Annotated in this window: 10 protein-coding genes; 3 read left to right on the plus strand and 7 right to left on the minus strand. The window is 42.5% G+C overall.

Going from position 1 to position 11,124, the window contains the following annotated elements:
* The first annotated feature begins 220 nt into the window (after positions 1-220).
* Positions 221-865: a hypothetical protein gene (locus tag M3180_RS04770; RefSeq protein ID WP_251666132.1), complete on the plus strand. Its 645-nt coding sequence runs from the start codon at positions 221-223 to the stop codon at positions 863-865.
* Positions 866-953: 88 nt separating this feature from the next.
* Here the strand turns inward: M3180_RS04770 and metE are convergent, their stop codons facing one another.
* Entirely contained in the window at positions 954-3,257 is a 2,304-nt protein-coding gene (gene metE, locus M3180_RS04775; protein WP_251666133.1) for a 5-methyltetrahydropteroyltriglutamate--homocysteine S-methyltransferase, read from the minus strand.
* 353 nt (positions 3,258-3,610) lie between these two features.
* Between metE and M3180_RS04780 the strand changes: the two genes are divergently transcribed.
* The gene (locus tag M3180_RS04780; RefSeq protein WP_251666134.1) at positions 3,611-4,372 is read left to right on the plus strand and encodes an SDR family oxidoreductase; all 762 of its coding nucleotides are present in this window, start codon (positions 3,611-3,613) and stop codon (positions 4,370-4,372) included.
* 149 nt (positions 4,373-4,521) lie between these two features.
* On the opposite strand, the gene M3180_RS04785 is transcribed toward M3180_RS04780, so the two are convergent.
* From M3180_RS04785 to M3180_RS04800, 4 genes are all read right to left on the minus strand, one after another.
* Positions 4,522-5,493, minus strand: a complete 972-nt coding sequence (locus M3180_RS04785) for an alpha/beta fold hydrolase (RefSeq protein ID WP_251666135.1) — start codon at positions 5,491-5,493, stop codon at positions 4,522-4,524.
* Positions 5,494-5,648: 155 nt separating this feature from the next.
* The gene (locus M3180_RS04790; protein ID WP_251666136.1) at positions 5,649-6,155 is read right to left on the minus strand and encodes a hypothetical protein; all 507 of its coding nucleotides are present in this window, start codon (positions 6,153-6,155) and stop codon (positions 5,649-5,651) included.
* Positions 6,156-6,172: 17 nt separating this feature from the next.
* Positions 6,173-6,673, minus strand: a complete 501-nt coding sequence (locus M3180_RS04795) for a YhfM domain-containing protein (RefSeq protein WP_251666137.1) — start codon at positions 6,671-6,673, stop codon at positions 6,173-6,175.
* Between the two features lie 238 nt (positions 6,674-6,911).
* On the minus strand, positions 6,912-7,718 hold the full coding sequence (locus M3180_RS04800; protein ID WP_251666366.1) for a TrmH family RNA methyltransferase: 807 nt from the start codon (positions 7,716-7,718) through the stop codon (positions 6,912-6,914).
* Positions 7,719-7,919: 201 nt separating this feature from the next.
* On the opposite strand from M3180_RS04800, the gene sspI reads away from it, so the two are divergent.
* Positions 7,920-8,162, plus strand: coding sequence for a small acid-soluble spore protein SspI (sspI, locus tag M3180_RS04805; protein ID WP_251666138.1), 243 nt, complete (start codon positions 7,920-7,922; stop codon positions 8,160-8,162).
* A gap of 305 nt (positions 8,163-8,467) precedes the next feature.
* On the opposite strand, the gene M3180_RS04810 is transcribed toward sspI, so the two are convergent.
* Complete coding sequence (locus M3180_RS04810) at positions 8,468-9,628, minus strand: NAD(P)-binding domain-containing protein (protein WP_251666139.1); 1,161 nt, start codon at positions 9,626-9,628, stop codon at positions 8,468-8,470.
* A 41-nt stretch (positions 9,629-9,669) separates the two neighbouring features.
* The gene (locus M3180_RS04815) at positions 9,670-11,118 is read right to left on the minus strand and encodes a CoA-acylating methylmalonate-semialdehyde dehydrogenase (protein ID WP_251666140.1); all 1,449 of its coding nucleotides are present in this window, start codon (positions 11,116-11,118) and stop codon (positions 9,670-9,672) included.
* Positions 11,119-11,124 lie beyond the last annotated feature (6 nt).

An 11,124-nucleotide genomic window follows, 5' to 3' on the forward strand; every position in this document is an offset into this window, starting at 1 on the left:
CCTAGGGTTTACCGCGTATAGAGTGCATTATACAAAGGGAATTGTATTATTGTAATGTAAGGAAGAGGTTGACCATTCCTATCATCTTGCCGCATAATTGGAGTAGTATTCGTTAATAATGGGATAATTTTCAAGGTGCTGCTATATAAATTAAGTTATAATATTCGTTTAGCACCAGGGCACCAAGCGAAATACAATTATTCAACGGGAGCAATCAAACGTGAAACGTAAACAAATTGGATTTATGATCGGCATATTTTTTATTGTAGCATTTATTGCGATCATTGTTGCGACAGTTTTAATCGTACAAAAAGTAATTGAGGATGAGCAATATAAGCAGTCTTACTATGCATCGTTATACGGACTAGATCAGAAGGACAGCAATGTAACAAACACACCAGTCAAGTTTCCAGCACAATCCTATGCATCTGAGCCCGATACTCCTCAATATAAGGCAATTCAGCTTATCCGCGAGCTGCATAACCAGGCAGATTTGCATTTGCTAGGCAATAAAATGCAAAAGTACGCACAAGGTAGTGATGAGGGCTGGAGTGATATTTTGGAATCAGAGCTGCTTAATGCTGACAATTACACTTCCATCTCCGAGGCATTTGCAGAAGAGGAAGATATTGTAAATGATATGAATAATTTGCTCGCTTTGCATGAGATTGCCGTCTCACAGTATGAGCCAAATGCACTGCGATACATGCACAGAATTTTACATGATCTCGATCTATACGGTTATCCAGAACCCGGAGATACCGCTTATGATTATTGGGGTGCAACCCATGCCGTAGCTTCCAGTAATCCTACTCAGTTAAACGAAATTATTGATTTTATAACGAATAATAAACCAAGCTCATAGAAAGAAGCTTGCGACAGCCATCAACGTATTTGACGTGGATGAGCTGTACGCAAGCTTTTTTCATTGCTAACTAACTGTATAGATATGATTATGAAGGATGTACTACGCCGCTGAGTAGCTTTTCTCTTACAATTGACGTCGCTTGAATCATTTGCTGTAGTGCAGCGATCGTCTCTTCTTCTCCTCTTGTTTTTAAGCCGCAGTCTGGATTGATCCAGAATAGTCTAGAATCCAGTACCTGCAGTGCTCGTTCAATTAATTGAACCATTTCTTCTGCAGCTGGAACACGTGGACTATGAATATCATATACGCCTAAACCAATTCCAAGATCATAAGTTTGCTCCTCGAAGCTATGAATAAGCTCTCCATGACTACGAGAGGTTTCGATGGATATAACATCAGCATCCATTTCCCTTATCGCAGCGATCATATCATGGAAATCACAATAGCACATATGCGTATGAATTTGCGTATCTGGCTTCACCACGCTTGTTGTTAGCTTAAAGGTAGCAATAGAAGCTTCTAGATAGCGGGCTTGTGCATCAGCTTTAAGCGGTAAACCTTCACGTACTGCGGGTTCATCCACTTGAATAATCGATATTCCGGCATTCTCAAGAGCCTCAACCTCTTGACGGAGCGCATAGGCTAACTGAAATGCGATTGCTTCTTTTGGTATATCCTGCCTTGTGAACGACCAGTTCATAATTGTAATAGGCCCCGTTAGCATACCTTTCACAGGCTTTGTCGTCCTAGCTTGGGCATAGACTGTTTCTTTAACGGTCATCGGACCACGGTACGTAACATCTCCATATATGATAGGTGGCTTTACACAACGTGAGCCGTAGGACTGCACCCACCCGTTCGTTGTAAAGCAAAATCCGCCTAGCTTTTCACCAAAAAACTCTACCATATCTGTTCGTTCAAACTCACCATGTACAAGCACATCTAAGCCAAGCTGCTCCTGATGTTCAATCCAGCGATTTATTTCCTCGGCAATAAATGTGTCATATTCCTCTGTCGTCCAATCGCCTTTTCTCCAGCGGCTTCGCGCAGCACGAACCTGTGCTGACTGTGGAAAGCTGCCGATCGTTGTCGTTGGAAGCAGAGGCAGCTGATGCTTCTCTAGCTGCAGCGGATACCGTTCATTAAAGCTTACTGTTCTTCCAATGCCTTGCTCAAGCAGTTCATTCAGTCGTTCTGTGAGCGTCTGTTGCTGCTTTCTCTGCTCGAGGTTATTGAAGACAGCATAAGCTTCGTCTGTCTCAATACAGTTTCGCTCCCATTGCTCTGATAAGACTTCGCAGCGATTGGTTAGCTGAACTACCTCATCTAGCTTTTCGTCAGCAAATGCAAGAACCTGCTTGATCTCTGCCGGAAGCTTAGCTTCATCTGCAGCCGTTACGGGCACATGCAGCAAGCTGCACGATGGCTGAATGATTAGACGCTCACTCTCAACTAGATGCTGCAGCTGATCTAGCTTCACACCTGCCTCACTTAGATTCGTTCGCCATATATTCCGACCATCAATTAGACCAATTGCGAGCCATTTGTTCTTTGGCAGGCCGTAAGCTTGCAGCTGTGACAAATTCTGCTCCCAGCCATGTACACCGTCTAACCCAATGGCCGTGATTGGCAACTGAATAATGTCTTCGTATCGTTCAATACTATCAAAGTACGTTTGCAGGATGATTCGAAGGGATGGGGCTTGCTTCGCTAATGTCTCATATATATAACGAAGCTGCTCCAAAGCTTCATCTGTAATCGTCGTTACGAGTGCTGGCTCATCAAATTGAACCCAGGTAGCTCCTTCCGTCTCAAGCTCCTTCAAAATCGTTACATACAGTGGCAGCAGCTTCTCAATCCATTGACTTGTCTCGTCTGCACGATATCCCTTGGCCAGCTTAAGAAAGCTGTACAATCCAATAATGACTGGCTTCCCTTCAATCCCCAGCTCATGCCTTGCTTCACGGAACGCTTCCAGTGGAGCATTGTATGTAAGCTGCGGATTCACATCATTAAGCTCAGGAACGATATAATGATAATTCGTATTAAACCATTTGGTCATTTCACTTGCTGGCTGATCCTTCGAGCCACGAGCAATTTCATAATAGAGCTTAGTGGAGACTTTGCCACCTACATAGTCGAATCTAGTCGGAATGACTCCTAGCATTACAGCTGTATCCAGTACTTGATCATAATAGCTGAAGTCATTTACAGGAATCAGTTCAATGCCCGCTTCCTGTTGCTTACGCAAATGCTCCAGTCGTATAAGCCTCAGCTCCTCGTGTAACGCTTCTTCGTCAAGACGTCCTGCCCAATATTGTTCAATATGCTTCTTCCATTGTCTTTGCCTACCGATTCGAGGGTAGCCTAAATTACTGCTCAACGCCATGTTTATCTCTCCTTTAACTGATTAACAAATATTGCTAACAGCTTAACATGACTTTTCACTTCTAACTAATCTTCTTTACCTATACTTAGCTATAGCTTGAGACTATAACCAATATGAATATGCATGATGAACGAATAAGCTACCCCATACTCACCGCTAGAAATGATATACCCAAGCTTTTTTTCATAAACATAAACATTCATGCCTTTAGATTCATTCAGATTCATTATTAACATATTTACTGTCGTATTGGATACATTATGGAAATGTGCTTGCATAATCGAGATGTGCTTACTTTATCGAAATGTAGTGCAAACCAACTATTAAACAGGCTATTAACGGGGGTACATACTATGCAAAGACTTAAAGATAAAGTCGCAATTGTTACAGGAGCTGCATCTGGAATGGGAAAAGCCATTGCAATAGGCTATGCAGCAGAAGGTGCGAAGGTTGTTGTATCAGACCTTAACGAGGAAGGTGCTAAAGCCGTTGTCGAAGAAATTAAAGCAAGTGGCGGTCAAGCGATGTCTATTAAAACGAATGTTGCCGAACATTCAGATATCAATGCACTGTTTACAGCTACGATGACGCAATACGGCAAACTGGACATACTTATAAATAATGCAGGAATTATGGATGGCATGGAGCCAGTAGGTGAGCTATCCGATGAGCGCTGGGACAAGCTGTTTGCAGTGAATACTACAGCTGTAATGAAAACGATGCGCAAAGCGGTCAATATTTTTCTAGAGCAAGGACATGGCGTTATCGTCAACAACATTTCGGCAGGTGGCTTGATGGGCGCTCGTGCAGGAGCTGCATACACGGCTTCCAAGCATGCTGTCGTTGGGTTAACGAAAAATACTGGCTTTATGTACGCGCAGCAAAATATTCGGTGTAATGGAATTGCACCTGGTGCAGTCATTACGAATATTGCTACTACGATGACCAATATTAGTGAATTCGGTGCTGGCAGGCAAGCGCTAGGCCTTGCTATTAATCCTCGTGCTGGTCAACCAGAAGAAATCGCAAAGCTAGCCATTTTCCTAGGCTCGGACGAATCAAGCTTTATAAACGGTCAAGTGATTGTAGCTGACGGTGGTTGGACTGCTTATTGACTTATCTTGGTGGAGTAAATACTCGAATCATTTACTCCACCTGCACAATTGATAGCAACAAACTTGTAAACAACTATCTTCTTATGATCGCAGGCTTTTTTAGTTACTAACACTGTAAGAATGACCTCATTAGCTTATAGTAACAACTCCTACATCGCATCAATCAGTTGATTAACATCTCTTGCGATTTCTTTATAGTGTGTCCAATGCAAATAATGATCTCCTTCCAATACAATAATGCTGCTTAAAGGAGATTGAGTTAATTGTGTCTCATAAAATGACACATTGTTTTTTCCGCCGTCGATCACTCGCTCTTCTTTTGGAGTGAAGAACAGTACTGGCATATTGTTAGGAAACGACATCGCTTCAGTCGTTGACACATTATTCTCTGTTTCATTAATTTCATTCAGAACGCTTTTATTATAGCTATTCCATCCTGATAACACTTTCGTCATCTTTAGATTTTCATCAGTATATAATCCATCCTCTGCTATAGGTGAATATTCTCTTGGGTTTAAAGCTACTGCTAATCTTGCTAATCCTGTAGGAACAACCACGCTAAAAAGTTTAGGCAGCTTCATCGGGGGAACATGAAAATATTGTGTCGCTTGCGGCAACAGAGCATCAATTCCAATTACTGCTTCGACTTCATCCGGGTACGTGTTTGTATAATACATACTATAAATTCCTGAGATGGAATGCGGCATTAAAATGTATGGGCCTGTGATATTGGCTTGCTGTAAAGCTGATCTTATTTCCTCAACGATATTTTCTACTGTTCGATCACGCGAAGTCCGATCACTCCACCCATAGCCAAACGTTTCTACTACAACAACCTTAGTCGTCTTAGCTAGCTCATCCACTAGAGGCTCAAAATCTAAAGCAGGAGCAGCTGTCCCCAAGCCGCTTAATAATACAATTGTTTTCTCTCCTTCGCCTTTTGTATAAACATGCATTCGTTGACCCTTGACATCAACATACTGTCCAATGGCTGGATATTTCGATTGCTCATACGCGATCATCGCATGATGAAAAGCAATCCAGATCAAAACTAATACTGCCAATGACAATACAACATATCCGGTTACTTTCCAGAATCCAACTTTCCTTTTGGCCCTCATTGTTTAACTCCTTTAGCTTTAATATAGCATTAAATAGTTAAGGATGTTCTTCTTTCAGTATATTACAAAAATATCCATTTATATTGTAAGCAAACAAAAAAACTGTAGTTTAGAATAATGTTCCTAACTACAGCCTCTTAAGTAATCTCTGCAACTCATTGATACCATTCTAATATATATAACTTTTGATCGTTCTTCTTATACACCGCAATAATGTAATTGGTTCGATCGCTATCTAGCTTATGGTAGTAGTAATCGTGAATTTCGACTTCAACATTATGCTTCTCAAACACATTTTTTAACTCCGTTGAGGTACTTTGCATGGAGAGGGTTTCATCTATAAACTTCTGTATCATATTATTTACAAAATCCAAGTTAGCTTCTGTAATTAGATACAATCCTTGCTCTAGCATATGAGAGTTACTGTTAGCATAACCAAAAACTCTAATTGACTCGCCATCTCCAAACCATCCTCTTGAGCTCCATATCGTTTCTATATAACCAGCTTTTGGAAGTTCAATTCCCCATTTTTCCCTATAGTTTTCAATGGTAGAGGCATTCCGTTCGCTTTGTGTTGGTGCCGTTGAACCCACTATATTCCATAATGTGAATGCTGCACCTAATGTCAGCACAATAAGCAAAGCAAACGTCTTGCGTTTCATGGTATCACCTCATTGCCTTAATCAGCGTTTTCAATTAACTCAATCAATCTGTCATTCAGTTCCTCTGAAGCCGTATATATCGTATGCGTATCATCCGGTTTCATTAACGTGATTTTTTCGCCTTTTTCACCAATCCATAAAAAATATCTTTGGGTATCATGATTTGTATAAACAATCTCGATAGTAAGCTCTGGACTAACCATATTGACTATACCTTTTTCTCTTACAGCATTTGCTATCAAGGGTTCAATAGCTTCAATTACTTCATCTTCCTCTAAAACTAATGTATCTTTTCCTCCTGATGAAAGGATCATTCGATCAACTTTCAATTTTTCGCTATTTTCTTTCGGCTGATGATTAGCATCTCCCTTGTCTTTTACTGCTGTATTAACACGCTCAGAATTAATCTCACTATCGTTATGAATGGTACCCGTACCCTTCACTGTATGGCAGCCAACAATTATATTCGATGTAAAGACTAAAGATAAGCAAAGTAGGATCAGTTTTTTTATACTCACATTCTCTCCACCTGTCTTATATTTCTACCATCCAGACGAATTAACTTCTGCTAATGTTACACACTTTTCTATCCATAACTTTTTTGTAAGTTTTTATCTTAGTTTGCATCATTTGTATCTCATAAAATAAGTGAATTCGAAATTAAATAAAAAAGACTGGAGCTTGATGGATAATAGCACCAAGTTCCAGTCTTTAGTAAAATAAATTAATGAGATAATACTTTCTTCATGTATTGAGCTAACTATACTCCCGCTGCCTCATTGCCTCGTACAGCAGCACCGTCGTTGCCATCGCGACATTAAGTGATTCGCTCTGTCCCTTCATCGGGATAATAACCGTTTGATTCACGAGTGCTTCAACCTCAGCAGATAAGCCGTCACCTTCACTGCCCATCACGAGCCAGCTGCCCTGCTTCCAGCTGTACTCATAGCAATTGTGAGTGGCCTGCAGACTTGTCCCTACCATTTGTATGCCCCGTTGCTTCGCTTGATCTATGTAGGCTTTTAGCTCGCCCTCGATAATTGGCAAGTGGAACAATGAGCCCATAGTGGAACGTACAGTCTTCGGATTGTACAGATCGACACAGCCCTTGCCTAATATAATGGCGTCAGCGCCGACTGCATCGGCGCTTCGTATAATTGTACCTACGTTACCAGGATCACGCACACCATCTAGTACGACAACTAAGCCGTTCGGATTATACAGCTTCTCCTCATCAGCTTTAAGCTTGCCAAGCACAGCAAAGACAGGTGGTGCGGAATCCGTACCTGTGCACTTCGCCATCACATTACGTGTAGCCTTGTACCATTCAGTGAAACTCGCTACCTTATCTTGAACCTCCGAGATCTCCTTCGGCAGCCCTTTGTCCGCATCATACACAATCGCTTCAATCTCAGCTCCAGAAGCGATCGCTTCCTTAAGTAAATGTATACCTTCTATAATAAATAACCCTTGACGATCACGATGCTTTTTCTCCAGTAATGAAGCCCACAGCTTTACACGCTCATTTTGTACGGAGGATAGCAGCATATGCTCTTTTGTCATTGTATCCACTGAACCTTCCTTTATTAACTGCTATTGATTGTCTATAACACTTTCGCAGGAACTTTTAACTTTACTGCAAATGCAAATATGTTCAACATACTCTGCTGTTATCTGAACAACCTCTGCTATGTTGAATGATACCTTATTTATCTGGGCACAGTAAAGCTGTTAACATATTTACTACATAAAGGAGAACTTGGTATGCAAAACTTTGATCTAAGACAAGCGATCATTAATCGCATTCAAGACAACACTAAAAATGATCTTCATGAGACCATTGCAGATTCCTGTGGTGCGGACGAGCGTGCACTTCCAGGACTCGGCGTTCTATTTGAAATCATTTGGAAGGATTCTAACGAGACTCAACAAACGGCAATGGTGGAAACCCTGTATCAGCATCTGCAATCCGATCATAACACCTCTAACGCTTCACCTTCATACTAAGACTGTACGTAGCGATAGTCTGTAATGTATTGGTGAATATCCCGTACGAATGTCGCTTATGCGCAATTACAAGTGATAAGAAAAAGGTCGACATTATAATGTCGGCCTTTTTTCTGTGAAGCAGCTATTCGTTATACCCTTACTCGTAAAAATTGTCTTAAATTACTCTACTATAGCCATTTTCCTTGTGCAATGCTAAAAAGGACTAATCCTCTTGGCCGTATAACTTTGACCAAGGATTAGTCCATATATCTAAGCGAAATCTATCCGATCATACAATCAATCATAAATCTTTCAATCATTTATTACTCATCTGCCAATACGATATCCCATTCATGAATTTCGTAGCTTCTTGCTTGATGAATAATATACGGGTCTTGCTTCACCCATTGCTCCACTTCCTCCTGAGAGCCTGCTCGATAGATAACGAGTCCACCTGCGCCATCGACAAATCTACCGTTAGCGAGCAGCATGCCGGCCTGACGTCGTTCAGACAGAAACGCAAGATGCTCTTCTCGATACGTTACACTTTTCTCTGGATCAAGCATTGGCAGAAATACTGCAAAATGCTTCAGCTCGCCATGCTCACGTCTACGCTGATCACGCTCCTGCTGATAAACGTACATGCCTGCCATGTCGTGATCTCCATGCCCCTCTGAGATCGCTCTTTGCAATAAAGCCTTTACGCGAGAGCCCATAACCGTATGTACCCCTTTGGCATTGGCGGCTTCGATTGCGAGATTCAGATCCTTCGATAGGAGTCGAATCGCAAAGCCTGGCTCATAGTTTTGCTCAGCTATAAATTGTGAATAATGTCGTTCCATAATTTTGCTTTGTGCAAAGCTAAGATTAAGAATTTGGAACACCTGCTCTTGATCAAGCCCAAATTGCTCCGCTAGCGAAAGAGCCTCGCTAGTCGCTTGTGTGTGAATACCGACCATCAGCTGATTGATTAATTTTACAGCTGAGCCGCAGCCCGCTTCACCAACATAATGGATTTGCTTGCCCATAGCCTGCAGAATTGGAAGCACTTGATTGTATGTTTCCTCTACTCCCCCAACCATAATTGTTAACGTTCCACTTGCTGCACCTGTCGTTCCTCCGCTTACTGGTGCATCGAGGAATTGCACTTCAGCCTTCAGAGATGCGTCGAATAATACTTTGCTAAGCTCAGGCGCAACCGTGCTGCAATCTACAATCGTTAATCCAGCTCTAGCTGCTTCCAGCAATCCACCTACTCCAAGATAAACCTGCTCTACATCAGCTGGCATTGGCAAGCATGTAATCACAACATCCATCTCCTGCGCCAGCTGCGTATAGGAGCTCGCTGCCTTTCCGCCATTAGCTACAAAGGCTTCCTCCTTGCCTAGACTTCTGTTTTTGCCATAAACCTCATGCCCCGCACGAACTAATTGAAGTGCCATCGGTATACCCATATTACCTAGTCCAATAAATCCGATCTTCATCTTTACACCCCTTTATGCTTTTAGCTTCATTTAACTATTCGTTAATACCTAGCTGTAACCATTTTTTTGCGTGTATAAAATTCTACACCATCCTTACCGTTTGCATGCAAGTCACCATAAAAGGACTTCTTATAGCCAGAGAATGGGAAGAACGCCATTGGAGCGGGAACACCAACATTAATGCCGAGCATACCCGCATCAATCTCCTCACGAAATTGTCTAATTGCTTTAGCACTATCTGTATATAGACAAGCGCCATTGGCAAACTCCGAGCTATTCGTAAGCTCAATCGCTTCCTGAAGACTATTGACCCGTACGACACTTAACACTGGAGCAAAAATTTCATCCTGCCAAATTTTCATGCTTGGCTTCACCTGATCAAATATCGTTGCTCCTAGGAAATACCCTGGCCCATTAGCCACCTCCACCTTTCTGCCGTCAAGCAGTAGATGTGCTCCGTCCTGAATGCCAGACTCTATATACTTTACCGTTCTTTCCTTATGCTCCTGCCGGATAACAGGTCCGAGAAACACTTCCTGTTCGAGCCCATCTCCTATTTTAAGACTGCTAGATCTTTCAACTAACTTCTCAACTAAGGCATCTGCAATATCGCCGACTGCAACAACGACAGCACAAGCCATGCAGCGTTCGCCCGCTGATCCGAAAGCGGCATTCACAATATTCGTTACAGCCAGCTCTAGATCTGCATCTGGCAGAACAATACTATGATTTTTAGCGCCTGCTAACGCTTGAACTCTTTTTCCTCTTGCCGCTGCCTCGCGATATACATACTCAGCAACGGGCTGCGAGCCTACGAAGGATATCGCTTTAACCGTCTCATGCTGAATTAGCCCATTCACCACATCATGTGCACCATGCACAATATTAAGAACACCATCTGGTAATCCTGCCTCACTAAACAGCTGTGCGAGTCGATTAGCTAGCAAGGGCGTTCTTTCCGATGGCTTAAGCACGAAGGTATTCCCGCAAGCAATAGCGATCGGAAACATCCAGCATGGCACCATCATCGGAAAGTTAAACGGTGTAATGCCTGCCACAACACCCATTGGATAGCGATACATCGCAGATTCCAGACCCGTTGCGATATCTGGCAGATGTGAGCCCATCATGAGGGTTGGGGCGCCAGCTGCGAATTCAACACATTCAATACCTCGCTGTACTTCACCCGCTGCTTCACTGTAGCTCTTGCCGTTTTCCTTCGTAATTAGCTCTGCAAGCTCGTGCTGATGCTTAAGCAGCAGCTGTTGATAGGCAAATAATATACGTGCACGCTTAGGCACAGGCGTTGATTTCCATGCAGGAAATGCTTGCTCTGCGGCCTGCACTGCAGCATCAACATCAGCAACAGATGATAATGGCACGCTTGCCATACCCTCACCTGTAGCTGGATTCGGTACCGTTAACGATTGTTCACTATGCGCTGCCTGCCAAGCACCATTAATATAATTGTGCAGTATGGTAACACTCATCTCGTC

Origin of the sequence: Paenibacillus camelliae, assembly GCF_023715345.1 — a bacterium.
In the GTDB taxonomy this organism is placed as follows: domain Bacteria; phylum Bacillota; class Bacilli; order Paenibacillales; family Paenibacillaceae; genus Pristimantibacillus; species Pristimantibacillus camelliae.

Excerpts from the sequence above, each read along its gene's own strand:
- M3180_RS04790 (WP_251666136.1), bottom strand. The coding sequence starts at position 6,155 with ATGAAACGCAAGACGTTTGCTTTGCTTATTGTGCTGACATTAGGTGCA.
- M3180_RS04810 (WP_251666139.1), bottom strand. The coding sequence starts at position 9,628 with ATGAAGATCGGATTTATTGGACTAGGTAATATGGGTATACCGATGGCA.
- sspI (WP_251666138.1), top strand. The coding sequence starts at position 7,920 with ATGCAAAACTTTGATCTAAGACAAGCGATCATTAATCGCATTCAAGAC.
- M3180_RS04800 (WP_251666366.1), bottom strand. The coding sequence starts at position 7,718 with ATGACAAAAGAGCATATGCTGCTATCCTCCGTACAAAATGAGCGTGTA.
- M3180_RS04785 (WP_251666135.1), bottom strand. The coding sequence starts at position 5,493 with ATGAGGGCCAAAAGGAAAGTTGGATTCTGGAAAGTAACCGGATATGTT.
- M3180_RS04780 (WP_251666134.1), top strand. The coding sequence starts at position 3,611 with ATGCAAAGACTTAAAGATAAAGTCGCAATTGTTACAGGAGCTGCATCT.
- metE (WP_251666133.1), bottom strand. The coding sequence starts at position 3,257 with ATGGCGTTGAGCAGTAATTTAGGCTACCCTCGAATCGGTAGGCAAAGA.
- M3180_RS04815 (WP_251666140.1), bottom strand. The coding sequence starts at position 11,118 with ATGAGTGTTACCATACTGCACAATTATATTAATGGTGCTTGGCAGGCA.